Origin of the sequence: Mycobacterium sp. 236(2023) (genome assembly GCF_029623955.1) — a bacterium.
Lineage (GTDB): Bacteria > Actinomycetota > Actinomycetes > Mycobacteriales > Mycobacteriaceae > Mycobacterium.
In genome coordinates, this window is record NZ_JARSBP010000003.1 from 1,054,763 (window position 1) to 1,080,356 (window position 25,594).

Sequence of the window (25,594 nt, forward strand, 5' to 3'; positions counted from 1 at the left end):
CCATGACCGAATCCATCGCACCACCCACTCATTCACCGCAGCACGGCCTCAGCGCCGAGGACGCGAAGCTCGCCGAACTCGGCTACACGCAGAAGCTGGACCGCTCGGTCGGCAAGCTCGCATCGTTCGCGATCGGTTTCGCGACGATCAGCGCGACCACCGCCGTCTTCACCGGCTTCGGCGCCGGCTACTTCACCGCGGGCGCCCCGTTCGTGTGGACGCTGCTGCTCGCCGGCGCCGTGTTCGCGTTGTGGACGTTCATCGCCGCCGACCTGACCGCCAAGCTGCCCCTGGCCGGCTACTCGTACCAGTGGATCAGCCGGATCAACGGCCCCAACCTCGCGTGGTTCACCGGCTTCATCGCGCTGATGGGCTGGGTCTGTGGGATGACCGGCGTCGGCTTCATCCTGTCCGGCTACCTCGGCGGACTTCTGGGCTGGAGCATGACGCAGACCACCCAGATCCTGCTCGCCATCGCCGTGGTGTTCGTCTGCGTGCTGATCAACATCTACGGCGTGCGCTTCGCGACGATGGTCAACAACATCGGTGTCAGCCTGGAGCTGGTGATCACCGTCGGTGCCACCGCTTTGATCGCGATCATCGCGTTCTCCGCACCCGAGAACCACCAACCGATCTCGACGCTGTTCACCGGCGGCGAATCCGGCGACAAGGACTCCTACATGCTGGCCTGGCTGGCAGCGGCCCTGGGCCCGTTCTTCGGCCTGATCGGCGTGGAATCCGGTGCCGATGTGGCCGAGGAGACCAAGGACGCCCGCCGCGTCGTGCCGAAGACGATGTTCTATGCGCTGATCACGTCGATCGTCATCGAGTTCCTGATGTACGTGGTCTACGTGCTGGCCATCAAGGATCCCGTTGCGGTGGAGGCCAACTCGGCCGCGCCCATCGAGGAGATCATCACCCAGCAGGCCGGCCCCACCGTCACGAAGATCGTGGTCGCGATCGCGCTGACGAACATCCTCGCGTGCCTGCTCGCCAACATCCTGGTCGCCACCCGGCTGACGTACTCGATGGCCCGCGACAACATGCTGCCCTTCTCCCACGTGTGGCGGCATGTGTCCCCGAAGAGCAAGGCCCCGACGTTCGCCGTCCTCGGATTGGGTTGCCTGTCAACGGTTCTGTTGTTGTCGGCCCTGGTCAACGAGAAGGCCTTCAATTACATCATCGGCATCGCGTCGCTGCTGTTCTTCTTCGTCTACATCCTGCAGACCATCGGCCTGCTCGTCGGCTACAAACGCGGCACGATCCCCGCTCCTGAGCCGGGCACGTTCGACCTCGGGAAGTTCCGGCTGCCGCTGTATGTGACCGCGCTGGTCGTGTTCCTCGGGGTCGCCGTCGCCCTGCTCTTCCTCCCGCAGTTCACCAGCAACAAGTGGGTCTTCCTCGGCATCGTCGTGCTCGCCGCGATCTGGTGGGCCACCGGCCTCAAATCGCGGCTCGCCAAGGGCGACGCCGGCGCCGATTACGCCAAGACACATAACCTCTGAAAGGAATCTCGAAATGAGTGTTGGAACCTCTAACCTCGTCGCCGTCGAACCCGGAGCCATCCGCGAGGATACCCCGCCCGGATCGGTGATCCAGTACAGCGACTACGAACTCGACTACTCCAGCCCGTACGCCGGCGGCGTCGCCTGGATCGAGGGGGAGTTCCTCCCCGCCGAGGACGCCAAGATCTCGATCTTCGACACCGGGTTCGGCCACTCCGACCTGACGTACACCGTGGCACATGTGTGGCACGGCAACATCTTCCGGCTCGGTGATCACCTGGACCGGCTGCTCGACGGCGCGCGAAAGCTGCGTCTGGACGCCGGCTACACGAAGGACGAACTGGCCGACATCACCAAGCAGTGCGTCAGCATGTCGCAGCTGCGGGAGTCGTTCGTGAACCTGACCGTGACGCGCGGCTACGGAAAGCGCAAGGGCGAGAAGGACCTCACCAAGCTGACCCATCAGGTGTACATCTACGCGATCCCGTACCTGTGGGCGTTCCCGCCCGCCGAGCAGATCTTCGGCACCACCGCCGTCGTGCCGCGCCACGTGCGGCGTGCCGGCCGCAACACCGTCGACCCGACCATCAAGAACTACCAGTGGGGAGACCTGACCGCGGCCAGCTTCGAGGCCAAGGACCGCGGCGCCCGCACCGCGATCCTGATGGACGCCGACAACTGCGTCGCCGAAGGGCCCGGTTTCAACGTCTGCATCGTCAAGGACGGCAAGCTGTCCTCGCCGTCGCGAAATGCGTTGCCTGGCATCACCCGTAAGACCGTGTTCGAGCTCGCCGACCAGATGGGCATCGAGGCGACGCTGCGCGATGTCACGAGCCACGAGCTCTACGACGCCGACGAGATCATGGCCGTCACCACCGCAGGCGGCGTGACGCCCATCAACACGCTCGACGGGGAAGCCATCGGCAACGGTGAACCCGGCCCGATGACCGTCGCCATCCGTGATCGTTTTTGGGCGTTGATGGACGAGCCGTCACCGCTGATCGAAGCCATCCAGTACTGAGGGGCTTCGCTGCACACTCGAGCCGAGATCGACGCTACGGTCGTGCTTCACCGATGGATTGCCGGGATGACGGCCGTGGTGTCGAGTTGGGCCGACGCCGACACCACGGTTGCGATTGGCTAAACGCCGCCTCCCTTGGCAGCCGTGGCGTCGAATCGGTGTACAGCGTCCGGAAACGGGCATCGGAAAGCTTGAGACGGCTGCCGCCCGGCTAACGTGGTCGTGTGCTTGATCTACACGGTGATCCGATCGCGCTGACCGCTGCGCTCGTGGACATTCCCAGCGAGTCGCGGCATGAGACGCGTATCGCCGACGAGATCGAGGCCGCGCTGCGCGAGCAGGCCGCGGGCTTCGAGGTCATCCGCAACGGCGATGCCGTGCTGGCCCGCACGAATTTCGGCAAACCGTCACGCGTGCTGCTGGCCGGGCACACCGACACCGTCCCCGCCGCGGACAACGTGCCCAGCAGGCGCGACGGTGGCATCCTGCACGGCTGCGGGACGTCGGACATGAAGTCCGGCGACGCGGTGTTCCTGCACCTGGCGGCCACCGTCGCCGAACCCGCACACGACATCACCCTCGTCATGTACGACTGCGAGGAGATCGAGGCATCCGCCAACGGCCTCGGCCGCATCGAGCGCGAGTTGCCCGAATGGCTGGCCGCCGACGTCGCGATCCTCGGGGAACCGTCCGGCGGCTACATCGAAGCGGGCTGCCAGGGCACCCTGCGGGTGGTGCTGCGCGCGACGGGGACACGAGCGCATTCAGCACGGTCGTGGCTGGGCGACAACGCGATTCACAAACTCGGCAAGGTGCTCGAGCGGCTCGACACCTACGAGGCGCGCAACGTCGACATCGACGGCTGCGTCTACCGCGAGGGCCTGTCCGCGGTGCGCATCGACGGCGGCATCGCCGGCAATGTCATCCCGGACTCAGCCACTGCGACCGTCAACTTCCGCTTCGCGCCGGACCGCAGCGTGGAGCAGGCCTTCGTGCACGTTCAAGAGGTGTTCGACGGTCTCGACGTGTCGATGGAGCTCACCGACTCCGCCTCGGGAGCTCTCCCCGGCCTGACCCGGCCCGCCGCGGCAGCGCTCGTCGCAGCTGCCGGCGGGCAGGTGCGGGCCAAATACGGCTGGACGGATGTGGCGCGCTTCGCTGCGCTGGGCATTCCCGCCGTCAACTACGGCCCGGGAGACCCGAATCTGGCGCACCGGGTCGACGAGCACGTCGACGTCCAGCAGATCACCGCGGTCACCGACACGCTGCGGAGTTACTTAATCGGTTGACCGTGCCGATACCCTGAATTCATGCTCTCGCGCTGACGGCCCCCGGTCTCTGTTCGCACCATCATGAGAGCTTCTGCATGCCTTCAGTAATCTGCACCCACCTTTCGTTCTCCTGGCCCGACGGGCTCGCCGAAACCCCGCTGTTCGACGATCTGTCCTTTACCGTCGGCCCGGGACGCACCGGACTCGTTGCCGCCAACGGCGCGGGAAAAAGCACGCTGCTGCGCCTGATCGCCGGTGAGTTACGGCCCACCACAGGCACGCTCGCCGCCGACGGGATCGTCGGCTATCTGCCGCAGACACTGCCGCTGCTCGACGACCGCACCGTCGCCGAGGTGCTCGGCGTTGCGCCGGTGATCCACGCACTCAACGCGTTGGCCGCAGGCGATTCCAGCGACGACGTGTTCGCCACGATCGGCGACGACTGGGATGTCGAAGAGCGCGCCCACGCCCAACTGGCGCGGCTGGGTCTCGGGGACATCGGTCTCGACCGGTCGCTGCGGTCGCTGTCCGGCGGCGAAGTGGTCACCCTCGGACTGGCGCGGGAACTGTTGCGGCGCCCCGACATACTGCTCCTCGACGAACCCACCAACAACCTCGACGCCGCCGGCAAGCACCGCCTGTACGACGCGCTCGACGAGTTCACCGGATGTCTCCTCCTTGTCAGTCACGACCGTGTGCTCCTCGACCGGATGGACCGCATCGCCGAGCTCTATCGCGGCGACATGATCTCCTATGGCGGGAATTTCACCGACTACCGGCAGGTCCTCGACGACTCGCGGAAGGCGGCCGAAGAGTCGGTACGCAACGCTGAGCAACTACTCAAGCGCGAGAAGCGGCAACGTCAGCAGGCCCGCGAACGGTCCGACCGGAAATCGGGGACCGCCCAACGCACCATCAAGGACGCCGGGCTTCCGAAGATCATCGCCGGCGCCATGAAACGCCGGGCCCAGGAGACGGCCGGCCGCTCCGACGACGTCCACGCCAAGCGCATCGACGACGCCAGGTCGCGTCTCGACGATGCCGAGCGTGCGCTGCGTGACGACGACGCGCTCGTCCTCGACTTGCCCGACACCGCTGTCCCGTCAGGCCGGATGGTGCTGGCAGTCAACGGCTTACGGGTCACCCGAGACCGCAGGACGATCCTCGACAGTGTCGACCTTCTGGTCTGCGGACCCGAACGCATCGCACTCACGGGGCCCAACGGGGCCGGGAAAACCACCTTGCTCAGATCGTTGACCGGCGAGATCAAACCTGATTCCGGGACCATCCAGGTGGTCGACGGGCGAGCCGCCTACCTGTCGCAGCGTCTGGACGTGCTCGACGACGACCGGACGGTCGCCGAGAACCTCGCCGCGTCCGCCCCGGGCCTGTCGGTCACCCGCCGCAGACACCTGTTGTCACAGTTCCTGTTTCGCGGCGACGCGGTAGACCGGCCGGTGCGCTGGCTCTCCGGTGGTGAGCGGCTGCGCGCGACGCTGGCCTGCGTGCTTTACGCCGAGCCCGCGCCGCAACTACTGCTCCTCGACGAGCCGACCAACAACCTCGACCTCACCAGCGTCGAACAGCTGGAGAACGCGTTGGTTGCTTACCAGGGTGCGTTCGTCGTGGTCAGCCACGATGCGTCGTTCCTCGATCGGATCGGCGTGAATCGCGTTCTGCACCTGGCAGATTCCCGGCTCGCCGAGATCTAGCCGAAAGAAGGACGGGTGGGCGCAGGACGCTCCGGGGCGGGCGGGGGAAGCGGAGCGGGCTCAGGTTCGGCGTCCACCCCGGGATCCGCCTGCTCATCGCGGGCGGACTCCTCGGATTCCTCGTCGGAGTCCTCCTCGGGCTTCTCGTCGGGTAACGGGATCTCAACCTCCGCATCCGGCGCCTCGGAGGTCACCGAAGGCTCTGCAGCCGAAGCGCTTTGGGACATCTGTTGCAGACCTTGCATCAGCGCCTGCGGCAATTGCGTGAGCGGCTGGGCCAGTGCAGCCAGCGGTGCGCCGAGCAGCTGACCCATTTGTGCGAGCTGGCCGACCTGGCCCATCGCCTGACCGAGCGCGTCCGCCCCACCGCCGGACGATGCCACGGATTCAGTGGCTGCCCCGCCTTGAGAGATCTGGTCGGCCGCGGCGCGAATCGCATCGCCACCGGCCTGGTCTCCGCGCTCGTAGGCAATCGCCGACTGGTGCAACAGCTCCGAGATGAGCGAGCCCGCAGCCTGCGTATCGGTCATCGCGCCGGACCTGCTACCCAGCGTGCCTGCCAGGGCGGTGTCGACCCCGGCGGCGATGGCACCGTGAGAAGCACCGAGAGATCCCGGGGGAGCGGCCGCCAGCGACCCGAGGCCCGCGGAGACGCCTGAATGGATATCGCCGAGACCGTGCACACCGGCGACGTCCACTGAGAGCGAGTCGGTCATCACATCCTCCAGAATCGTCGGATCCGATTTTATTGCCGCGCTCCGGGGCCCCGGCGCACCAATTACCGTGGACGGATGGATGCCCTCAAGATCGCCCTGGTCGTCTTCCTGGCCCTGGCCGTTCTGACCGTCATCGTGGTGTTCGTGCGCGGCATCCTGTCGAAGGGCTTTCCCACCCGGGAATCGTCGAGCCACTTCGACCAGATCAGTTACGGCGCAATGCCGCCGACCCCCAAGCCGCCGTGGGCCGAGGAGCGTGACGGCGAGTCCCGCTAACGCGCCTGAGCCAGGGCGGCACGCCCGAACGCACAGTCGACAACACCCGCCAACCGCCTCAATGTCTCGACGGCCCGCGGGTCCCCGAGGCGGACCCCGTCGAGCGATGCGCGAAGGGCGACAGCCATCTGCCCACCTCGCTCGGCCGCCTTCACGGCCTCGCGTGACGCCGCCACGGCACCGTGATCGTCGCGCCTGGCCGCCATCGTCCAGGCCCGCGCCAGCGCCAGTTCGGGAGCGAACAGCATCGACTTCAGGCCGTGCCGAGACTCCGCCCGGGACAACGCTTTTCCGGCCTCAACGGTCTGGCCGAGCTGCCCCAGCGCCTGCGCCAGCAGCATCCAGGCCAACGGACCCCACGAATAGCCGGTCGGTGCCAGCGTCGCCGCCGAGTCCCGCAACAGCGACACCGCCTGTGCCAGATCTCCGGAAGCGATCAGCGCATCGGCGATCAACACCTCGCCGATCGCGCGCCCGGGCTGACGCCGCTGCGCGAAGTCGGTCAGCCGCTGAGCCAACGCCTGCGCGGCTCCCGGATCCCCGGACATGACCAGCGCCGTCGTCTGGCCGAGCCCGCTCGTGAACCGCAACAGCCCCGGCTGGCCCGCCGACAACGCACGCTCGGCCAGGGCGTCGACGTCGGTGAACCTGCCCGTCCGCGCCGAGCTGAGCGCCGCCGCCGACGCCGCCCAGCCCACGGCTGTCTCGTCGGCGTCCGGTGAAGCCAGCACTTCGTCGGCGATCTCCATGGCACGGCCGACATTTCCGGCATTCATCGTGAAGGTGGCCGACAGCGCGTCCAACGTCACGCGCGCCGAGGGCGACGACACCTTGCCTCGGGTGGCACGCAGGAACGCCGTCGCACGCTCCGGCTCGGACAACATCCAGAACTGATTGGCCGCCGTCGGCAGCGCCCACGCCATCAACTCGGCCTCGCTCAGGGCCCCCGGATCGATCTCCGCGAGCACGGAATCCGCTTCCCGGCCGCGGCCCTGCCAGGCGAGCGCATAGCCGACCGTCAGGCGCGCATCGAGGTCGGCGGACTGTCCGAGGGCGGCGCGCCCGAGCCGTTCGCTGAGTTCCAGATCGCCCAGCCGTAACGCCTCGCGGGCCGCGGCGCAGACCTCGGACGTGGACTGGGGGCGGTCACTGCCGATCGCCAGGTGCGCCATCCGGAGTCGACCCACAACGCCCACGCTGCCCACCGACAGCCGCTCGGCCATCGCCGTGCGCAGGCGCCTCAGGTCCGGGCCTCCCATCGCGCTGCGGACCGCATCGAGCAGGAGCGGATGCGCCGGGCGCAGCTCACCGTCTTCGACGACGACCGCCCCGCACGCGACGGCCGCGTCCACCGCGTCGGCACCCGCCAGCGCCTCGGCGTCGCCTGTGCGCAGCGGATCCGTGACGGAGAGGAATTCCAGCACCCGGCCGACCTCGGCGGGCAGGGTCTCGACGAACTCGCCGACCTGAGCCATCAGGCGAGCGTCGTCGTGGCCCGGGGGCTGGAGGTCGATGCGCGTCACCAGACCGTCGCGCCACAGCGCGGTCACCTCGGCCGGCACCGGCCCGTCGCCCATCGTCGCGGTGACGAGCAGCCGCACCGTGCCTGCGAGCGCCAATTGGTAGACCAGAGCCGCCGACAGCGGGTCCAGCAGATGCGCATCGTCGACGATCAGCAGTCGTTCGTCACCGAGCGACTCCCGGGCCGTACGCAATACCGTCGTCGTCGTCCCCGTCTCGGGGACGTCGAGAAGACCTTCGAAGGCGGCGAACGGAACCGCTTGCCGCGACGCCGTCGCGCGAACCCAGTCCACCCGCGAGAACCCGGCGCCGATCCGTTCGGCCGCCATCCGCACCAACGACGTCTTGCCCACTCCGGCCGGGCCGATCAGCACTGCGCCCGCGCGTGTACGGACCCCGAATTCGAGCTGGTCGAGAGCGGGTTCGGCGGGCACAATCACCCATCCGAGCGGTAGAGGCGAAGGCACAAGCCGGAGTCTATGTCGCTAGGTTGGTGGTGTGTCCCGAGATCCGGACCGCGAATGGGCGGTGTGCGTCTACTGCGCCTCGGGCCCGGTGCACCCCGAATTGTTGGAGCTCGCCCGCAAAGTCGGCAAGGGAATCGCCGACCGGGGTTGGACGCTCGTGTCTGGGGGCGGCAACGTCTCGGCGATGGGAGCGGTCGCCGCCGCCGCGCGCTCGCACGGCGGATACACCGTCGGGGTGATCCCCAAAGCGCTCGTGCACAAAGAGGTGGCCGACACCGAAGCAGACGAGCTGGTGGTCACCGACACGATGCGCGAACGCAAACAGGTGATGGAGGACCGCGCCGACGCGTTCATCGCGCTGCCCGGCGGCATCGGCACCCTCGAGGAGTTCTTCGAAGCCTGGACAGCGGGCTATTTGGGTATGCACACCAAACCGATCGTGATGCTCGACAACGTGGGGCACTACGACGGTCTCCTGGCCTGGCTGCGGGGGTTGGTCCGAACGGGATTCGTCGCCGAGGAAGCGATGCGGTGCCTCACCGTCGTCGGCGACGTCGACGCCGCTCTGACCGCCTGCGCGCCACAGCTAGGTTGACGCACACATCATCAGCGGAGATAGCGGAGGCACAGTGAGCACCAAGTCGGGGACCCGCAGCAGCGTCGGACTGCTCGATATCGCCAGCCAGATACCGGGACTGCTGAAGGACACCCCGACGATCGTGCGCGGCGTGGTGACCGGGTTCGGCGCCCGCCCCACCGCCAAGACGTCCATCGGCAAGGTCTTCCAGGACCGTGCCGCGCGCTACGCCGACAAGGTGTTCCTCAAGTTCGAGGACCAAGAGATCACCTACGGCGAGGCCAACGAGACCGTCAACCGCTACGCGGCCGTCCTGGCCGCCAAAGGTGTCGGCCACGGCGATGTCGTCGGCATCATGCTGCGCAACTCCCCGGACCCGGTGCTGCTGATGCTGGCCGTGGTCAAGTGCGGCGCGGTGTCGGGCATGCTCAACTACCACCAGCGTGACGAGGTGCTCAAGCACAGCCTCGGGTTGCTCGACGCCTCGGTCGTCGTCGCCGCCACCGAGTTCGTCGAACCCATCACCGAGTCCGGCGCCAACACCGACGGCCTGGTGACCCTCGACGAACTCAAGCAGCTCGCCGAGACCGCGCCGTCCACCAACCCGGCGACCACCGCGGCGGTACTGGCGAAGGACAAAGCGTTCTACATCTTCACCTCGGGCACCACCGGCATGCCGAAGGCCAGCGTCATGACGCACTACCGCTGGCTGCGCGCACTCGCCGGGTTCGGCGGTCTCGGGATGCGCCTGAACTCCAGCGACACGCTGTACTGCTGCCTGCCGCTCTATCACAACAACGCGCTGACGGTGGCGCTGTCGTCGGTGCTGAACTCGGGTTCGACGCTGGCGCTGGGCAAGTCGTTCTCGGCATCGAAGTTCTGGGACGACGTGATCCGCTACGACGCCACCGCGTTCGTCTACATCGGCGAGATCTGCACCTATCTGCTCAACCAGCCTGAGAAGCCGACCGACCGCAAGCACAAGGTCAGGGTGATCTGCGGCAACGGTCTGCGCCCGGCGATCTGGGACGACTTCACGAAGCGGTTCGGCATCAAGAGGGTGTGCGAGTTCTACGCCGCCAGCGAGGGCAACACCGCTTTCGTCAACGTCCTCAACATCGACAAGACCACCGGCATCTGCCCGAGCCCGATCGTGTTCGTCGAATACGACGAGGCCTCCGGCGACCCGAAGCGCGGTGACGACGGCCGGGTCCGCAAGGTCAAGACGGGTGAGCCGGGGCTACTGCTGTCGAAGGTCAGCAACTTCCAGCCGTTCGACGGCTACACCGACAAGAAGGAGTCGGAGAAGAAGCTCGTCCGCGACGCGTTCAAGGATGGCGACGTCTGGTTCAACACCGGTGACCTGATGCGCGCGCAGGGCATGGGCCACGCCGCTTTCACCGACCGGCTCGGCGACACCTTCCGCTGGAAGGGGGAGAACGTCGCCACCACCGAGGTCGAGGCCGCGGTGTCCACCGATCCGCAGATCGAGGAGGCCACGGTGTTCGGCGTCGAGGTGCCCGACACCGGCGGCCGGGCCGGCATGGTCGCAATCCAGCTCAAGGACGGCCAGGAGTTCGACGGCAAGGCGCTGGCCAAGGCCGCCTACGACAAGCTGCCCGGCTACGCGGTGCCGCTGTTCGTCCGCGTCGTCAAGGAGCTCGCGCACACATCGACGTTCAAGAGCCAGAAGGGCGACCTCCGCAAGGAGGGTTACGGCGGCTCCAGCGGCGAGGGCGACGACGACGATGTGAAGGTCGAGGACCCGATCTACGTGCTGTCCGGACGCGACGAAGGCTACGTCGAGTTCTACGAGGAGTACCTCGCCGAGGTCAAGGACGGCAAGAAGCCCAAGTAGCGGCCGAAACGCGGGCCTCTCACCGGCCCGTAGCCTGGTAGGCGTGCAGTCGACGTTTCTGGGGCGCCCGGTGGCGGGCGATCGCGCGCTGATCATGGCGATCGTGAACCGCACACCGGATTCGTTCTACGACCGCGGCGCCACCTTCAGCGACGACGCCGCCAAGGACGCTGCGCACCGCGTCGTCGAGGACGGTGCCAACATCGTCGACGTCGGAGGGGTGAAGGCGGGGCCGGGAGTGACGGTCGACGAGGGCGAGGAGATCGCGCGTGTCGTGCCGTTCATCGAATGGTTGCGCGACGCGTTCCCTGACACGTTGATCAGCGTCGACACCTGGCGGGCCGAGGTCGCCAAGCAGGCGTGCGCGGCCGGGGCGGACCTGATCAACGACACCTGGGGCGGTGCCGATCCGAACCTGGCGCAGGTCGCGGCCGAATTCAACGCCGGCCTGGTGTGCTCACACACCGGCGGCGCGGTGCCCCGAACGCGCCCGTTCCGGGTGAACTACGGGCTGTCCGAGCGCGGCGTCGTCGACGACGTCATCGCCGAGGTGACGGCTGCGGCCGAACGTGCGGTGGCTATCGGCGTGCGACGGGACGGGATTCTCATCGATCCGACCCACGATTTCGGGAAAAACACTTACCACGGTCTTAGTTTGTTGCGCCATGTAAAAGACCTTGTAAACACTGGATGGCCGGTCCTGATGGCGCTCAGCAACAAAGATTTCGTCGGGGAAACTCTGGGTGTGAGCCTCACTGAACGCCTGGAGGGCACCCTGGCAGCGACCGCCCTGGCGGCCGCCGACGGAGCCGCGATGTTCCGGGTACACGAGGTGGGGCCCACACGTCGGGTACTGGAGATGGTTGCGTCAATCCAAGGCGCCCGTCCGCCGAAACGCACGGTGAGGGGACTGGCATGACTGTTCTGTCTGATCGCGTGGACGAGTTGACCACGCACGGGGTGGCCGAACACCGCTGGCTCAAGGACCACAGCTGGAGGCGTCCGAACTGGACCATTGCCGAGCTGGAAGCCGCCAAACGAGGCCGCACGGTGTCGGTGGTGCTTCCCGCGCTCAACGAAGAGGAGACCGTCGCCAGCGTCGTCGAGACGATCACGCCGCTGCTGGGCGGGCTCGTCGATGAACTGATCGTCCTCGACTCCGGGTCCACCGATGACACCGAGATCCGCGCGGTGGCCGCCGGGGCCAGGGTGGTGAGCCGTGAGGTCGCGCTGCCCGAGGTGGCGCCGCAGCCGGGCAAGGGCGAAGTGCTGTGGCGTTCTCTGGCCGCGACCACCGGCGATGTCATCGCATTCGTCGACTCCGACCTGATCGACCCCGATCCGATGTTCGTGCCCAAGCTGCTCGGCCCCCTTCTGACCGCCGACGGCGTGCACCTGGTCAAGGGCTTCTACCGCCGCCCGCTCAAGGTCAGCGGCAAGGAGGACGCCAACGGCGGCGGCCGGGTCACCGAGTTGGTGGCACGTCCACTGCTCGCCGCGCTGCGCCCGGAGCTGATGTGCCTGTACCAGCCGCTGGGCGGTGAGTACGCGGGCACCCGCGAGCTGTTGACGGCGGTGCCGTTCGCCCCGGGCTACGGCGTGGAGATCGGCCTTCTCGTCGACACCTACGACCGGCTGGGGCTCGACGGCATCGCCCAGGTCAACCTCGGTGTCCGCACGCACCGCAACCGGCCGCTGACCGAGCTTGCGTCGATGAGCAGGCAGGTCATCGCGACGCTGCTGTCGCGGTGCGGTGTCCCGGACTCGGGTGTCGGCCTGACGCAGTTCTTCGCCGACGGCCAGGACTACACGCCGAGGACGTCGACGGTGTCGCTCGACGACCGCCCGCCGATGATCACGCTGCGCCCTCGCTGACCCACGTGTCACCGCCTTCGGGCACTATCGAGGCGTGACACTCGTCCTGCTCTACCTCGTCGTGCTCGTTCTTGTCGGCATCGTCCTGTTCGCTGTCGGCAGCGCGCTCTTCGGCCGCGGCGAGGTGTTGCCGCCGCTGCCGCGCGGAACCACCGCCACGGTGCTGCCCGCGTCCGGTGTCACCGGTGCCGACGTCGACGCGGTCAAGTTCACCCAGACCTTGCGGGGCTATAAGACCAGCGAGGTCGACTGGGTGCTCGACCGGTTGGGGCAGGAAGTCGACGCGCTGCGCGGCGAACTCGCGGCGGTGCGCGCGGCGCACGGCATCCCCGATCCGGCCGACGAGGTCCACGAACCCGCGCACGCCCTGCCGCCCGAGTTCGGTGATGACACGTGAGCGACGCCGACGTCCGGATCCGGTGTGGGTGGATCGACCAGTCGCGGCTGTCGGCACCCGACTTCGAGATGTACCGCGACTACCACGACAACGAATGGGGGCGCCCCCTTCGTGACTCGGGAGCGTTGTTCGAACGGGTGAGCCTGGAGGCGTTCCAGAGTGGGTTGTCGTGGCTCATCATCTTGCGCAAGCGAAACAACTTCCGCGCCGCGTTCGACGGGTTCGACGTCGAACGCGTCGCCCGTTTCGGGGACCGCGACGTGGAACGTCTGATGGGCGATGCCGGCATCGTGCGCAACCGCGCCAAGATCGACGCGACGATCGCCAACGCGCGCGTCGTCGCCGATATGGCCGACAACGGCGCCGACCTGGGGGAGTTGTTGTGGTCGTTCGCTCCTTCTGACAGGGCGACGCGGGCGCGTCCCGCCAGCTTGTCGGACGTCGCGGCGGTCACGCCCGAATCCACGGCGATGGCCAAAGATCTCAAGAAGCGTGGCTTCCGCTTCGTCGGGCCGACGACGGCGTACGCGCTGATGCAGGCAACCGGGATGGTCGACGACCACACGGCCGACTGCTGGGTCCCGCGCCCCGGCAGCTGAGCTGTGAAGTTGTTGACAGCGACCATGTTTCGACCGACAGAAGGCTGCGCCGCCGAGAGGATCGGGGAATGGACGACAACCTGAAGGCAGTCGCGGACACCGGAATCCTCGTGGCCGCTATCCGTGCTCGCGAGACGGCGCGTGAAGGTGGTCTGTTCACCGACCCGTGCGCCGAGCGATTGGCCACAGGTGGGGGCGGTGGCAGGCTCCCGTCGCCCCCGAGGACGTGCCGGATGCGCCTCGTGGCTACTTCGTCGAGGCGATCAAGACCACTGTTTCGGAGATCAAGAAAGCGCCATCCGGGCAGCTATAGCCGGGTCTTCGCACACGACCTGGCCTGGATAGGGAACAATGGAGGTCTGTAGCAGTTCAGAGTCGGGTGCTGTCAGCGCATGTCGCGATGCCGAGCCCGAGTCGTGAACAGACCGGATCGTTGTAAGACCCGTTCGTGGAAAGACCAAGGCCCTGACGGGCGGCCGATGGTGGAGGGAGCACTCGATGGCGGCGATGAAGCCCCGGACCGGAGACGGTCCACTGGAAGCAACCAAGGAGGGGCGAGGCATCGTGATGCGGGTTCCACTGGAAGGTGGTGGCCGCCTTGTCGTCGAACTCACGCCGGACGAGGCAGCGGCACTCGGCGATGAGTTGAAGGGCGTGACCAGCTAGCGCTGTCGCTCGGCTACGCCGACACTTTCCGGTAGATCTCCAGGGTCTGCTCGGCGATCTGCGCCCACGAGAATTCGTCGATGCAGCGTTGGCGTCCGGCGAGGCCGAATTGGCGGGCCCTGTCCGGGTCCGCGACCAAAGCATTGACCGCGGCTGCCAATTCACGCTCGAACGACTCGGTGTCGGCCGAGCTGTAGTGCACGAGCAGTCCTGTCCTCTCGTCGGCGACCACCTCCGGGATGCCGCCGACGTCGGAGGCGACCACTGCCGTCCCGCATGCCATCGCCTCGAGATTGACGATGCCCAGCGGCTCGTAGACCGACGGGCACACGAAAACGGTTGCTGCGGAGAGGATTTCATCGATCTTCGGCTGCGGCAGCATCTCGCGGACCCAGAACACCCCACTGCGGGCCTGTGACAGCGCCTGTACCGCCGAGGCCACCTCCTCGGCGATCTCCGGGGTGTCAGGGGCCCCGGCGCACAGGACCAGCTGCACGTCGGGGGCGAAATGGTGGGCAGCGGCGATGAGATGGGCCACGCCCTTCTGCCGGGTGATCCGCCCGACGAACGCGACGATCGGACGCCCCAGATCCACCCCGAGTTCTGTCAGCACCGACCCTTCGCCACCGGGAACGACGGGACGCCATTTGTCGGTGTCGATGCCGTTGAGCACCACATGCACCCGTTCGGGATCCAGCGCCGGATAGGTGCGCAGCACGTCTTCGCGCATCCCCGAGCTCACCGCGATCACCGCGTCGGCGGCCTCGACCGCCGTCTTCTCCACCCACGACGAGATGCGGTAGCCGCCGCCGAGCTGTTCGGCCTTCCACGGCCGCATCGGCTCCAGTGAATGGGCGGTGAGTACGTGGGGTATGCCGTACAGCATCGCCGACAGGTGGCCTGCCATCCCGGCGTACCAGGTGTGGGAGTGCGCGACCGAAGCTTGTGAGGCGGAATTGACCATGGTGAGGTCTGCGGACAGCGTCGCCAGTGCCGCGTTGGCGCCGGCAAGCGCCGGGTCGGGCTGCGCGACCGTCGCGCCCGGTCGCGGTTCCCCCATGCAATGCACGTCGACCTCGCACAACCGCCGCAGCTGCGCGACGAGTTCTGTGACGTGAACGCCTGCCCCGCCGTACACCTCGGGTGGATACTCCCGAGTCATCATCGCCACCCGCATGATGTGACCGTATCCAACTTCGCGATGGGTTGCGTGGCATCACCAATTGTCTTGACGGACAGCCCGAGAACTCGCCACAAAAGCACGAATGGCTGGCCCCTGTCCGTACCTGCGGATAGGTTGGCATCATGAGGGAAGCGCCACATGTGTTGGGCATCGTCCTCGCCGGCGGAGAAGGCAAACGGCTGTATCCGCTGACGGCCGACCGCGCCAAACCCGCGGTGCCCTTCGGCGGTGGCTACCGGCTCATCGACTTCGTGCTCTCGAACCTCGTCAACGCGCGCTTCTTGCGAATTTGTGTGCTGACGCAATACAAGTCGCATTCGCTGGACCGCCACATTTCGCAGAACTGGCGGCTTTCCGGCCTTGCAGGCGAATACATCACGCCGGTGCCGGCGCAGCAACGTCTGGGCCCGCGCTGGTACACGGGTTCGGCTGACGCGATCTACCAGTCGATGAACCTGATCTACGACGAGGATCCCGACTACATCGTGATCTTCGGCGCGGACCACGTCTACCGGATGGACCCCGAGCAGATGGTCCAGCAGCACATCGAGAGCGGTGCCGGCGCGACGGTCGCGGGCATCCGGGTGCCGCGCTCCGAGGCCAGCGCGTTCGGTTGCATCGACGCCGACGACACCGGCCGCATCCGGGGCTGGGTGGAGAAGCCCGCGGATCCCCCGGGCACCCCCGACGATCCCGAGATGACATTCGCGTCGATGGGCAACTACATCTTCACCACCAAGGTGTTGATCGATGCCATCCGCGCGGACGCCGAGGACGACGACTCCGACCATGACATGGGCGGCGACATCATCCCGAGGTTGGTGGCCGATGGCATGGCCGCCGTCTACGACTTCAACAACAATGAGGTGCCAGGCGCGACCGAGCGTGACCACGGCTACTGGCGCGACGTCGGAACGCTCGACGCGTTCTACGACGCGCACATGGATTTGGTGTCGGTGCACCCGATCTTCAACCTGTACAACAAGCGCTGGCCGATCCGCGGCGGCGCGGAGAACCTGGCGCCCGCCAAGTTCGTCAACGGCGGATCCGCCCAGGAATCGGTCGTCGGTGCCGGCAGCATCATTTCGGCTGCCTCGGTGCGCAATTCGGTTCTGTCGTCCAACGTCGCGATCGACGACGGGGCGATCGTCGAGGGCAGTGTGATCATGCCCGGCGTCCGGATCGGCCGCGGGGCGGTGGTGCGCCACGCGATCCTCGACAAGAACGTCGTCGTCGGTCCGGGCGAGATGGTCGGGGTCGACCTGGACAAGGACCGGGAACGGTTCACGGTCAGCGCCGGCGGCGTGGTCGCCGTCGGCAAGGGCGTCTGGATCTGACGGCGAGCGCGTCACCGTTCTTCGACGCCCTGTGCCGCGTGGCCCGTGGCGCGTTCGGCTGCCGCGAGGCGCTGATCAGTCTCGATGACACCGGGGTGCCGCGCCATCTGTGGCCCGCGCCGCGCCGGCCGTTGATCGTCACGGACGCGCGGCTGACACCTCATCCGGTGTCCGACTACTTCCCGGATTCGGCGTTCATCGCCGCGGTGTCGATCGCCGGAGGTGCAGGCGTGCTCTGGGTGGCAGACGATGCGCCCCGCGACGTCGCTGCCGATTTCGTCGGCCAGCTGGAGAATTTCGGTCGTCTAGCGTCTCTGCACATCCAACAAGCGGACGATGCGGCGCTGTTCAAGCTGGTCGCGGAGAACTCCGCGGACACGCTGATCCGGGGCAGCCTCGACGGTATCCGGCGCTACGTCTCGCCGTCGATCAGGACGTTGCTCGGTTACGAGGCCGAGGAACTGGTCGGTCAGCGGGCCCGTGACATCACCCATCCTGACGATCTCGCTGATTTCGGACGGCATATGCACGCCATGTCCGAAGGTGAGATCGATGGCTTCACGACTGAACACCGCATGAGGCACAAGGATGGCACCTGGGTGTGGATCGAAGCCTTCGTCAAGGTCACCCACGATGCGGCGACGGGTGAGCGTGACGGCTACGTTGTCTCGGTGCGCGACACCTCGCGTCGCAAAGAGCTCGAGACGGTCCTGGCACACAACGCATCTCACGATCTCCTGACCGGGTTGCCGAACCGGGCGCTGTTGTATGAGCGGCTTCAGCGTGAAATCGAACGGTCGGCCAGTGACGGAACCGGTTTCGCAGTGTTGTGCGTGGATCTGGACGGGTTCAAGCAGGTCAACGACGAACTGGGCCACAGTGCAGGCGATTCGGTGCTCGCAGCGGTGGGCGAGCGGTTGGTCGCCTGCGTGCCGGACGGTGACATCGTCGCGCGCCGCGGCGGCGATGAGTTCGTCATCATCCACGTCGCCGACGCGGCGTTGCTCGGGTCGGCGGAGGCACTCGCGCAGCGCCTCATCGCGGCGGCTGCCACGCCGCTGACGATCGGTGAATGGTCGGGAAGCGTCGGGTTGAGCGTCGGTATCGCGCTCCACTCGGGCCCGGTCGTCGACGGTGACGACCTACTGCGTGCCGCCGACCGTGCGATGTACGAGGCGAAGGCCGCCGGCCGCAACGGATATCGCGTCGCCGACACGGTCAGCTGACCGGCACGCGCCGGGGCCGGTCTGAGGCGGGCCACACGTAGGGCAGATCGTCGGGTACGCCGGGAAACAGCGCCCCGTAGTGTCCGGGGTCTTTGCGGATCAGCGCCGATTGGTGACTGACGTGAAAAGTGCTGTCGCCGAGCCACGGTGGAAGTTCACCAGCTGCCTGCAAGTCGGCTTGGGCTCGAATCTCCGACTGCCCGGTGGTGGCGAGAAGGTCGGTGTGCAGCGTCGCGGCGCATGTGTCGCTGCGACCCAGGCCGCACCAGACCGCGCAGACGTCGAGTCCGTAGCGCACGAGCGCCTCCTCGTAGCCGGCCCACATGGCGGCGGCGGGGTGGCGACGCCAGCCGTAACCCGGGACGGTGAGCGCCCGCAGGACCTGGATGGTCTCGACCCGCTGCTTACCCAACCGCCGGGTGTCCAGCACACCCGCAGAATCGGTGAAGTCCGGGCACGGCAGAAACGTCTGCATCACGCATGAGTACCCGTTCGGCCGGCGGCCAAGGATCAGCGCTCGAGCGGGGGCCGGGAGGAGGACTGGTTGTTGCGTTGTCTGGAGCGGCGCCTGCGGATCAGCCGGACCGCCGCCCACGCGAGCGCGATCACGGCGATCAGGACGAGCACGGGCACCAGGATCGCGAGGAACACCAACGCGACGCTGACGATGTCCTCGACCGTGCTCAAGACGGGGGCGGCCATCCCGGCGGTCGCGACGTTCGCCGCCGGCCGCACGGTCGACTTCGTCAACGACACCACCAACGCGATCGCGACGCCGATGGCCACCGGGATCCATTGGCCCGACTGCGCGAAGGCACCGGGGTCGGTGACCGTCGCCGTCTGGGCCGCCGTCCCGGAACCGAAGACGATGCCGCCAGCGGTCGGGCGCACGAAGGTCTGGACGACGTCGTTGATGCTGTCGAGTGCGGGCACCTTGTCGGCGACGATTTCGATGACGAGCAGGACGGCGACGATCGCCATCACCCAGCCGTTCTCCAACCACGCCCAGCCTGCAGGCAACGTCACGAGGTCGGTGAATCGGGCCAGCAGTCCGAGCGCCAGCAGCGGGATGTAGGCGTTGAGGCCCGCAGCCGTCGCCAGGCCGAACCCGGTGAGCAGCTCCATGACATCAGTATGCGGCGGGCTCGGCCCTGCCTGCGATCACCACAACCCGGGAATCAGCCGGTGACGCACCTGCTGGACGTATTCGCGATAGCCGGCGAGTTGGTCGTTGAGCATCTTCTCCTCGTCGAGGATGCGCGCCGCGAGCACCGGGACCGACGCCAGCACTCCGAGCAGGCCCCACAGGGAATCCAGCGCCAGAGGCGTGCCGACCATCATGACCACAGTGCCGAAGTACATCGGGTGGCGTACGAACCCGTACAGGCCCGTCGATACCAGCGGCTGACCGGACTCGACGGTTATCGTGGCGCCGGCGTAGTTGTTCTGCACGATCACCAGTTGCGCAATGGCGAGTCCGACGCCGACCAAGATGTTGCCGACGACGACGAGCCACACCGGCACGTGCGACCACCCGAACCGGTGGTCCAGCGCCGACAGCACGAACGTCGCGAACACCAGCACCACGGTCAGGGAGATGATGATCCGTTGCGCCGGGCGGCTTTCCGCCATCGGGCCGGCCTTTGCCCGGCGGGCGAGAGCATCCGGGTAACGGACCGCGAGGACCGCGGTCGGCACGATCGTCGTCAGCGTGAACACCACGAGGAACACCCACGCCTGCCAGTAATCGAACGTGCCGGCCGGCAGGAACAGCGAGGCGACGAGCAAAGCGATGCCGATGACCGACGATGCCGCTGTCTGCAGAGCCGTTCTCATGGTGCCTCCTATGCCGCGTCGCGTCGCCGGTAGAGAATTCCGGCCGCGGCGGTCAAAACCGTTGCCGCCAAGGCCATCACGATCAGGGTGGTCACCGACACCTCGCTAGGAGCCGTCGTGCGTCCGATCGGGGACAGGTCGATCAGCCAGGTTGGCAGCCGCAACAGCGCGCCCAGGTACAAGGTCAGCGCGACGAAAGCGACTGCCAGCCAACCGATCCAGGTTTGACGCAGGGCGACGGCGAGCGCCGCGACACCGGCGATCACGGCCAGAGCCGGGACGAAGGCCAGGGCCGCAAGGGTCAGCCGCAGCACTGTCGCAGGTTCACCGAGCGTCACCGCGGCGCCCAGGCCGTTACCGAGTCCGGCGCAGAACATCAGCGCCGCGGCGCCCAGCGTCGCCGACATGACGGCTGACAGCAGCCACCGCCACCTCGACACCGCACCCGCGAGTACCGCCTCACCCAGGCCCGACTGCTCATCGGTGTGCACCCGCAGCACGGCGGACACCACATAGGCGCTGGCCGCGGCCGCGAGGAACTGCGACATGGTGGTGTACACACCGTCGGTGCCCGGTGCCGAGATGATCTGGGCGATCAACTCGTTGCCTTGCGCGGCGTCGAGCAGGGACTGCGTCATCGACCCGAACGCCAGGCCCGCCACAAAGAGGCCGACCGCCCAGCCGACGGTCTGTCCACGCTGGAGGCTCATGTGGAGGCCGAGGACCCCGCGGATCGGGCGGGCATCGGGTTTCTCTCCACTGGAGGCGATGGTGCCGTCATCGTATTGGCGACGACTCTCCAGGATTGCGGCCAGCGCGACCAGCCCCGCTGTCAGTGCGACCAGAAGTAGCAGCGGCCACCAGCGCAGGTCGACGAACGGCCGCACCTGCTGGGCCCAGGCGATGGGGGAGAACCAGCTCAAGACGCTGCCCGAGTTGTCGATCACGTCGCCGACGCCCCGGATGAGGGCTGCCAGCGCAAGGCTGCCCATCGCCGCACCCGTGGCCGCGCGGGCGACGCGCCACAACTGCGCTGTCACCGCGGCGGCAGCGCCGAACACCGTCGCCACCGCGGTCACACCGAAACACATTGCCGCGGTGTCGGCGACCGCGAACCCGGTGGCCGCCATCGCAGCCGTCATCGTGACGGCCAGAACGGCATTGACGCCGGCCATGACTATCAGCGCCGCGGTGGTGCGCGCATACCGACCGACGACCGACGCGAGCACGAGCTCGGCTGCGCCGCTCTCCTCTTCGGCGCGGGTGTGCCGAATCACGGTCAGGATCGCCAGAATCGACGCGGCCACGATGAGCGTCAGCATCAACTCGTTGGCCATCATGGCGCCGAGGTCTGTCTCGTTACCGCCGAACATGGGGCCACCCAGCATCATTCCGGCGGGTGTCTTGAGCAGTTCGACGCGGGCCTGGCGCTGCGCTTCTTCGGGGTAGGCGAGTTTGACCGCATTGGGCGCGTACACCATCGTCAGCGTCAGGGCCGCGATCCAGACGGAGAGACGGACGCGGTCGCGTCTGACAGCCAGACGGACGAGGCGGCCGGTTCCCGTCCACGATGATGCGGACGCTGATGCAGCATGTCGGGCGGGACCGGCGGCGGTGGTGGTCCTCATCGGCTCGTCACCTGATATTCGCGTAGGAACAGGTCTTCCAGCGATGCGGGTGCGACGGTGAGTTCGTCGATGCCGAGCGCGGCCAGATCGGCCATCGTGCGGTCGAGATCATCACGGTCAACCGAGAACCGCACCGCTCCGTCGTCGGCTCGCAGGTCGTGGACGTAGGGCGCGCGCTCGAGATCGTGGCTGTGGCCGCGGGTGCGCGCTGTGACGGTCGTGCGCATCAGGTGCCGCATCTCGGTGAGAGTCCCCGACCGCACCGTGCGTCCAGCACGCACGATGGTGACTGTGTCGCAAAGCTTTTCGACTTCGGCGAGGATGTGGCTCGACAGCAGCACCGCCGCGCCCTGCTCGGCGACTTCGCGCACGCACTGCTGGAATGCCTGCTCCATCAACGGATCCAGGCCGGAGGTGGGTTCGTCGAGGACGAACAGTTCGCTGCGGGTGCTGAACGCGGCAACGATCGCGACCTTTTGTCGGTTGCCCTTCGAGTACGTGCGTGCCTTCTTGTGTGGGTCAAGTTCGAAGCGCTCGATGAGCTGGTCTCGGCGTTTCGCGTCGACACCGTCCCCGCGCAGGGCGGTGAGGAAGTCGATGGCCTGCATGCCGGTCAAATTGGGCCACAGCGTGACATCGCCGGGTACGTAGGCGATCCGGCGGTGCAGCGGGACGGCGTCGCGCCACGGGTCGCCACCGAGCAGACGGGCGGTACCGCCGTCGGCGCGCAGCAGGCCGAGGAGAACGCGGATGGTGGTGGACTTTCCGGCGCCGTTGGGTCCGAGGAATCCGGCCACCTCGCCGGGTGCGACGGTGAGGTCGAGACCGTCGAGGGCCCGGGTGCGGCCGAACGATTTCTGCAACCCGCTGATCTCCACCGACCACGAGGTGTCAGTCATCGTGTGCTCCTTCTGTCGATGCGAACGGAATACCGTGTGCGCGTTGGGCGAGGAATGCGTCGTACATCGTCGAGTCCGCCATGAGGCCGTTGGTGTAGAGCTCGAGCGCGGGAAGCACCATGTCCTCGCTGTAATCACGGAGAACCACGCGGAGGTCGGGGCTCTCGTGCAGCTGGAGATAGAGCAGAAACCCGCCGCCGTTGCCCATGGCGAGGAAGCGGGCTCTGGCCTTCGGATCGACACTGGCTTTGACGGTGCCGGCCTCGACGCCCTCCTGGAGATACTTCTCGACGTTTTCGATCATGTTGTGCCACAGCTTCTTTGCGAAGTCTCCGCCTGTCTGGAGGCTGCGCACCAGATACGCCATCAGTGGCGCGTACTCCTCGATCTCCGCCATCTGCGCGAGCCACACCGCGGGATCCGACGTCTGGATCGACTCGCTCTTGCTCTCGTAGACCGTCTCGGTGACGAAGTCGTCGCACGCTTTGCGCAGCCCGTCCTTGGACCCGAAGTGGTGGATCACCAGGCCGGGGCTCACGCCGGCGGCGGTCGCGATTGCGCGGACGCCGACTGTGAAGCCGTCACGGCCGAACAACTCGATGGCCGCATCCCGGATCCGGGCCGGCGCTGTGAGATCGTCCGCTGAACGCATGTTTAGTAGGCTAAACGCACGTTCAGCGCGACGTCAAGGGCACGTTGCACCGCGAGCGAGCGTGTCTGCACAGCGACGCGCCGCAATCTGCGGGATTTCAGGGACCGTCGCGTCCGACAAGCGCGCGGAAAATGTCAGCGGGGCCGGCGTGTCTGCGTATAGACCCGCGCGCTCGCGGCGCGAACGAGCTAGTCGCGCGCGGCGGCGAGCAATCCGTCGCCGAGGGGAATCAGCACGGGCGTGAGGCGCTCGTCCTCGGCGATCAGCCGGGCCGCCTCGCGGACGGCGGCCACCTCGTTGTCCTTGGCGGTCGCATCGCCCGCCCGGCCGCCCAGCGCCGCACGGTGCACGACGATCGCCCCGCCCTGGCGGAGCAGACGCACACCCTCGACCACGAACTGCGGCTGGTCGGCGGGATCGGCATCGATGAAGACGAGGTCGTAGGACTCGTCGGCCAGTCTGGTCAGCACTTCCTGAGCGCGCCCGCTGATCAACCGGGTCCGGCCCGGGCCGACGCCCGCCTCGCTGAACGCCTGCTTGGCGATGCGCTGGTGTTCGGGCTCGACGTCGATCGTCGTCAGCACGCCGTCGTCGCGCATGCCCGACAGCAGCCACAGCCCGCTGACTCCGGCCCCTGTGCCCACCTCGACGACGGCCTTCGCTCCGGTCAGCTTCGCCAGAACGCACAGCAGTGCGCCCACGGCGGGGGTCACCGCGCCCGCGCCGATGTCGACGGCGCGCTCGCGGGCGGCGGCGACGATCGCATCCTCGGAGATCGAGTGTTCGGCGTGGTTGACGATCGCTTCGGCCTGGCTGGCCCGCGCGGTGGAATCGCCGGTACCTGGGCCCGGCTCGTCGGTGCTGGCCATGCCCGCAGCGTAGAGCCAAGCCCCGCCGGTCGCGGTAGCGACACGCCCGGTCGTCTCAGCCGCAACCACTATCGTTTCCGCTGGTGAAAAAAGGGGTAGCGCTGTTTCTCAGTAAATGTTCAGTTTGCTCATATGCCTGCCTCACGAGCACAGGAGACGGTGATCGCATGACAGACGGCGCACCCGACGGACGCTTCGGCATCCCGGACCCTGGGAACAACACCGAAGCAAGCCGCGTTGTCGCCTGTGAACGGTCTATTTGTGACCGTGGCCATCACGATCTGGAGGATCCGACGATCACCCCTAACGGCTCCGCGTCCGTTGCTTCTCCTGTTTCTTCGCCTGGTGCGTCTCCTGTCTCCATGGCGCACCTCGAACAGTTCACCGACGCCGAATGGGTCGAACCGGCCGACGAGCTGACCGGCACCGCGGTGTTCGACGCGACCGGTGATGTCGCGGCCATGCCGAGCTGGGACGAACTCGTCCGTCAGCACGCCGACCGGGTTTACCGTCTGGCGTACCGACTGTCGGGCAACCAGCACGATGCCGAAGACCTGACCCAAGAGACGTTCATCCGCGTCTTCCGGTCGGTGCAGAACTACCAGCCGGGCACCTTCGAGGGCTGGCTGCACCGCATCACGACCAACTTGTTCCTCGACATGGTTCGTCGTCGTGGCCGCATCCGCATGGAGGCGCTGCCCGAGGATTACGACCGGGTGCCCGCCGACGAGCCGAACCCCGAGCAGATCTACCACGACTCACGCCTGGGTCCGGATCTGCAGGCCGCCCTCGACTCGCTGGCCCCCGAGTTCCGTGCCGCCGTGGTCCTGTGCGACATCGAAGGGCTGTCCTACGAGGAGATCGGGGCGACGTTGGGCGTCAAGCTCGGCACCGTCCGCAGCCGCATCCACCGCGGTCGCCAGGCTCTGCGCGAGTACCTCGCCAGGCACTCCGACGTCGGCAGCGCTCGCGACGTCGCGAAATCCGCCTGACGTTCGCGCGCTGTCTTCCAGCATGCCGCGCTACATTCGAGGGGACGACTTTCGACAGGGCAGGCTGCGCGACCCCGAGTGAGAGAGGAGCTGGGTGGTGTTCGATCCCGGACATGCATTCCGCCGAGCGTTCTCCTGGCTCCCGTCGCAGTTTGCTTCGCAAAGTGATGCGCCGGTAGGTCCGCGCCAGTTCGGCTCCACCGAGCACCTGTCGATCGAGGCTATCGCCGCGTTCGCCGACGGCGAGCTCCGCATGACCGCGCACCTGCGCGCCGCCCACCACCTGTCGTTGTGTCCCGAGTGTGCGATGGAGGTCGACGCTCAGCGCCAAGCGCGTGAGGCCTTGCGGGATTCGTGCCCCGTAGCCATGCCAAGTTCTTTGCTGGGCTTGCTGTCCCAGATTCCGAACCACACCCCGGCCGAGACCCAGGAACCAGCCGAATCGCCGCAGTTAGCTGATGGCGCGCAGCGTGCTCGCCGCAAGCGCCGGTAGGGTGGATGCAGCGCTGAC

At 67.3% G+C, this 25,594-nt stretch carries 26 protein-coding genes and 1 pseudogene; 17 read left to right on the forward strand and 10 right to left on the reverse strand.

Going from position 1 to position 25,594, the window contains the following annotated elements; translation table 11 throughout:
• Nucleotides 1–2 precede the first annotated feature (2 nt).
• The 4 genes from P9A17_RS16445 to P9A17_RS16460 all read left to right on the forward strand — a co-directional run bounded on the left by P9A17_RS16445 (nt 3) and on the right by P9A17_RS16460 (nt 5,509).
• Nucleotides 3–1,505, forward strand: a complete 1,503-nt coding sequence (locus P9A17_RS16445; protein ID WP_278039689.1) for an APC family permease — start codon at nt 3–5, stop codon at nt 1,503–1,505.
• A gap of 13 nt (nt 1,506–1,518) precedes the next feature.
• Nucleotides 1,519–2,526: an aminotransferase class IV gene (locus P9A17_RS16450; protein ID WP_278039690.1), complete on the forward strand. Its 1,008-nt coding sequence runs from the start codon at nt 1,519–1,521 to the stop codon at nt 2,524–2,526.
• A 224-nt stretch (nt 2,527–2,750) separates the two neighbouring features.
• Nucleotides 2,751–3,815, forward strand: coding sequence for a succinyl-diaminopimelate desuccinylase (gene dapE, locus P9A17_RS16455; protein WP_278039691.1), 1,065 nt, complete (start codon nt 2,751–2,753; stop codon nt 3,813–3,815).
• A gap of 77 nt (nt 3,816–3,892) precedes the next feature.
• Nucleotides 3,893–5,509, forward strand: a complete 1,617-nt coding sequence (locus tag P9A17_RS16460; RefSeq protein ID WP_278039692.1) for an ABC-F family ATP-binding cassette domain-containing protein — start codon at nt 3,893–3,895, stop codon at nt 5,507–5,509.
• Here P9A17_RS16460 and P9A17_RS16465 read toward each other — a convergent pair.
• Nucleotides 5,506–6,225: a type VII secretion target gene (locus P9A17_RS16465; protein ID WP_278039693.1), complete on the reverse strand. Its 720-nt coding sequence runs from the start codon at nt 6,223–6,225 to the stop codon at nt 5,506–5,508. The genes P9A17_RS16460 and P9A17_RS16465 overlap by 4 nt on opposite strands.
• Nucleotides 6,226–6,300: 75 nt before the next feature.
• Between P9A17_RS16465 and P9A17_RS16470 the strand changes: the two genes are divergently transcribed.
• Entirely contained in the window at nt 6,301–6,501 is a 201-nt protein-coding gene (locus tag P9A17_RS16470) for a hypothetical protein (protein ID WP_278039694.1), read from the forward strand.
• On the opposite strand, the gene P9A17_RS16475 is transcribed toward P9A17_RS16470, so the two are convergent.
• The gene (locus tag P9A17_RS16475) at nt 6,498–8,489 is read right to left on the reverse strand and encodes an AAA family ATPase (protein WP_278039695.1); all 1,992 of its coding nucleotides are present in this window, start codon (nt 8,487–8,489) and stop codon (nt 6,498–6,500) included. The two genes, P9A17_RS16470 and P9A17_RS16475, sit on opposite strands and share 4 nt — an antisense overlap.
• 31 nt (nt 8,490–8,520) lie before the next feature.
• Here P9A17_RS16475 and P9A17_RS16480 point away from each other — a divergent pair, with 31 nt between their 5' ends.
• The 8 genes and pseudogenes from P9A17_RS16480 (at nt 8,521) to P9A17_RS16515 (ending at nt 14,461) form a co-directional block, all read left to right on the forward strand.
• Entirely contained in the window at nt 8,521–9,084 is a 564-nt protein-coding gene (locus P9A17_RS16480; protein WP_278039696.1) for a TIGR00730 family Rossman fold protein, read from the forward strand.
• 34 nt (nt 9,085–9,118) lie between these two features.
• Entirely contained in the window at nt 9,119–10,924 is a 1,806-nt protein-coding gene (fadD6, locus tag P9A17_RS16485; RefSeq protein WP_278039697.1) for a long-chain-acyl-CoA synthetase FadD6, read from the forward strand.
• 94 nt (nt 10,925–11,018) lie between these two features.
• Nucleotides 11,019–11,843, forward strand: a complete 825-nt coding sequence (folP, locus tag P9A17_RS16490; protein ID WP_278039887.1) for a dihydropteroate synthase — start codon at nt 11,019–11,021, stop codon at nt 11,841–11,843.
• Nucleotides 11,840–12,799 (forward strand): glucosyl-3-phosphoglycerate synthase, encoded by a 960-nt coding sequence (locus P9A17_RS16495; RefSeq protein WP_278039698.1) that lies wholly within the window; start codon nt 11,840–11,842, stop codon nt 12,797–12,799. Before folP ends, P9A17_RS16495 begins: the two co-directional genes overlap by 4 nt.
• A gap of 34 nt (nt 12,800–12,833) precedes the next feature.
• Entirely contained in the window at nt 12,834–13,196 is a 363-nt protein-coding gene (locus P9A17_RS16500; RefSeq protein WP_278039699.1) for a DivIVA domain-containing protein, read from the forward strand.
• Nucleotides 13,193–13,795: a DNA-3-methyladenine glycosylase I gene (locus P9A17_RS16505; protein ID WP_278039700.1), complete on the forward strand. Its 603-nt coding sequence runs from the start codon at nt 13,193–13,195 to the stop codon at nt 13,793–13,795. The genes P9A17_RS16500 and P9A17_RS16505 overlap by 4 nt, the downstream gene beginning before the upstream one ends.
• Before the next feature lie 68 nt (nt 13,796–13,863).
• Nucleotides 13,864–13,980: pseudogene (locus P9A17_RS16510) on the forward strand (SAM-dependent methyltransferase); the annotation flags it as partial.
• Between the two features lie 313 nt (nt 13,981–14,293).
• Nucleotides 14,294–14,461: a DUF3117 domain-containing protein gene (locus P9A17_RS16515; protein WP_003406247.1), complete on the forward strand. Its 168-nt coding sequence runs from the start codon at nt 14,294–14,296 to the stop codon at nt 14,459–14,461.
• 13 nt (nt 14,462–14,474) lie between these two features.
• Here the strand turns inward: P9A17_RS16515 and glgA are convergent, their stop codons facing one another.
• A complete protein-coding gene (gene glgA / locus P9A17_RS16520; RefSeq protein ID WP_278039701.1) occupies nt 14,475–15,638 on the reverse strand; it encodes a glycogen synthase in 1,164 nt (387 codons plus the stop codon).
• Between the two features lie 128 nt (nt 15,639–15,766).
• Between glgA and glgC the strand changes: the two genes are divergently transcribed.
• Nucleotides 15,767–16,981 (forward strand): glucose-1-phosphate adenylyltransferase, encoded by a 1,215-nt coding sequence (gene glgC, locus P9A17_RS16525; protein WP_278039702.1) that lies wholly within the window; start codon nt 15,767–15,769, stop codon nt 16,979–16,981.
• Nucleotides 16,982–17,019: 38 nt separating this feature from the next.
• On the forward strand, nt 17,020–18,207 hold the full coding sequence (locus tag P9A17_RS16530; protein WP_278039703.1) for a sensor domain-containing diguanylate cyclase: 1,188 nt from the start codon (nt 17,020–17,022) through the stop codon (nt 18,205–18,207).
• Here the strand turns inward: P9A17_RS16530 and P9A17_RS16535 are convergent.
• The 7 genes from P9A17_RS16535 to P9A17_RS16565 all read right to left on the reverse strand — a co-directional run bounded on the left by P9A17_RS16535 (nt 18,200) and on the right by P9A17_RS16565 (nt 24,091).
• Nucleotides 18,200–18,682, reverse strand: a complete 483-nt coding sequence (locus P9A17_RS16535) for an MSMEG_6728 family protein (RefSeq protein WP_278039704.1) — start codon at nt 18,680–18,682, stop codon at nt 18,200–18,202. The two genes, P9A17_RS16530 and P9A17_RS16535, sit on opposite strands and share 8 nt — an antisense overlap.
• 35 nt (nt 18,683–18,717) lie before the next feature.
• A complete protein-coding gene (locus tag P9A17_RS16540) occupies nt 18,718–19,332 on the reverse strand; it encodes a DUF4126 domain-containing protein (protein ID WP_278039705.1) in 615 nt (204 codons plus the stop codon).
• Between the two features lie 36 nt (nt 19,333–19,368).
• Nucleotides 19,369–20,043: an isoprenylcysteine carboxylmethyltransferase family protein gene (locus P9A17_RS16545; RefSeq protein WP_278039706.1), complete on the reverse strand. Its 675-nt coding sequence runs from the start codon at nt 20,041–20,043 to the stop codon at nt 19,369–19,371.
• Nucleotides 20,044–20,051: 8 nt separating this feature from the next.
• On the reverse strand, nt 20,052–21,671 hold the full coding sequence (locus P9A17_RS16550; RefSeq protein WP_278039707.1) for an ABC transporter: 1,620 nt from the start codon (nt 21,669–21,671) through the stop codon (nt 20,052–20,054).
• On the reverse strand, nt 21,668–22,570 hold the full coding sequence (locus P9A17_RS16555; protein ID WP_278039708.1) for an ABC transporter ATP-binding protein: 903 nt from the start codon (nt 22,568–22,570) through the stop codon (nt 21,668–21,670). The genes P9A17_RS16550 and P9A17_RS16555 overlap by 4 nt, the downstream gene beginning before the upstream one ends.
• Nucleotides 22,563–23,222, reverse strand: a complete 660-nt coding sequence (locus P9A17_RS16560; RefSeq protein ID WP_278039709.1) for a TetR family transcriptional regulator — start codon at nt 23,220–23,222, stop codon at nt 22,563–22,565. Before P9A17_RS16560 ends, P9A17_RS16555 begins: the two co-directional genes overlap by 8 nt.
• Before the next feature lie 188 nt (nt 23,223–23,410).
• The gene (locus tag P9A17_RS16565; protein ID WP_278039710.1) at nt 23,411–24,091 is read right to left on the reverse strand and encodes an O-methyltransferase; all 681 of its coding nucleotides are present in this window, start codon (nt 24,089–24,091) and stop codon (nt 23,411–23,413) included.
• 257 nt (nt 24,092–24,348) lie between these two features.
• On the opposite strand from P9A17_RS16565, the gene sigE reads away from it, so the two are divergent.
• Both sigE and rseA read left to right on the forward strand, forming a co-directional pair.
• Nucleotides 24,349–25,083: an RNA polymerase sigma factor SigE gene (sigE, locus tag P9A17_RS16570; RefSeq protein WP_278039888.1), complete on the forward strand. Its 735-nt coding sequence runs from the start codon at nt 24,349–24,351 to the stop codon at nt 25,081–25,083.
• A gap of 97 nt (nt 25,084–25,180) precedes the next feature.
• Nucleotides 25,181–25,576: an anti-sigma E factor RseA gene (rseA, locus tag P9A17_RS16575; RefSeq protein WP_278039889.1), complete on the forward strand. Its 396-nt coding sequence runs from the start codon at nt 25,181–25,183 to the stop codon at nt 25,574–25,576.
• The last annotated feature ends 18 nt before the right edge of the window (nt 25,577–25,594 follow it).

Excerpts from the sequence above, each read along its gene's own strand:
- P9A17_RS16495 (WP_278039698.1), top strand. The coding sequence starts at position 11,840 with ATGACTGTTCTGTCTGATCGCGTGGACGAGTTGACCACGCACGGGGTG.
- P9A17_RS16555 (WP_278039708.1), bottom strand. The coding sequence starts at position 22,570 with ATGACTGACACCTCGTGGTCGGTGGAGATCAGCGGGTTGCAGAAATCG.
- P9A17_RS16540 (WP_278039705.1), bottom strand. The coding sequence starts at position 19,332 with ATGGAGCTGCTCACCGGGTTCGGCCTGGCGACGGCTGCGGGCCTCAAC.
- P9A17_RS16465 (WP_278039693.1), bottom strand. The coding sequence starts at position 6,225 with ATGACCGACTCGCTCTCAGTGGACGTCGCCGGTGTGCACGGTCTCGGC.
- P9A17_RS16470 (WP_278039694.1), top strand. The coding sequence starts at position 6,301 with ATGGATGCCCTCAAGATCGCCCTGGTCGTCTTCCTGGCCCTGGCCGTT.
- P9A17_RS16550 (WP_278039707.1), bottom strand. The coding sequence starts at position 21,671 with ATGAGGACCACCACCGCCGCCGGTCCCGCCCGACATGCTGCATCAGCG.
- P9A17_RS16545 (WP_278039706.1), bottom strand. The coding sequence starts at position 20,043 with ATGAGAACGGCTCTGCAGACAGCGGCATCGTCGGTCATCGGCATCGCT.
- P9A17_RS16515 (WP_003406247.1), top strand. The coding sequence starts at position 14,294 with ATGGCGGCGATGAAGCCCCGGACCGGAGACGGTCCACTGGAAGCAACC.
- P9A17_RS16460 (WP_278039692.1), top strand. The coding sequence starts at position 3,893 with ATGCCTTCAGTAATCTGCACCCACCTTTCGTTCTCCTGGCCCGACGGG.
- P9A17_RS16450 (WP_278039690.1), top strand. The coding sequence starts at position 1,519 with ATGAGTGTTGGAACCTCTAACCTCGTCGCCGTCGAACCCGGAGCCATC.
- glgA (WP_278039701.1), bottom strand. The coding sequence starts at position 15,638 with ATGCGGGTGGCGATGATGACTCGGGAGTATCCACCCGAGGTGTACGGC.
- glgC (WP_278039702.1), top strand. The coding sequence starts at position 15,767 with ATGAGGGAAGCGCCACATGTGTTGGGCATCGTCCTCGCCGGCGGAGAA.
- folP (WP_278039887.1), top strand. The coding sequence starts at position 11,019 with ATGGCGATCGTGAACCGCACACCGGATTCGTTCTACGACCGCGGCGCC.
- P9A17_RS16565 (WP_278039710.1), bottom strand. The coding sequence starts at position 24,091 with ATGGCCAGCACCGACGAGCCGGGCCCAGGTACCGGCGATTCCACCGCG.
- P9A17_RS16445 (WP_278039689.1), top strand. The coding sequence starts at position 3 with ATGACCGAATCCATCGCACCACCCACTCATTCACCGCAGCACGGCCTC.
- P9A17_RS16560 (WP_278039709.1), bottom strand. The coding sequence starts at position 23,222 with ATGCGTTCAGCGGACGATCTCACAGCGCCGGCCCGGATCCGGGATGCG.
- P9A17_RS16535 (WP_278039704.1), bottom strand. The coding sequence starts at position 18,682 with ATGCAGACGTTTCTGCCGTGCCCGGACTTCACCGATTCTGCGGGTGTG.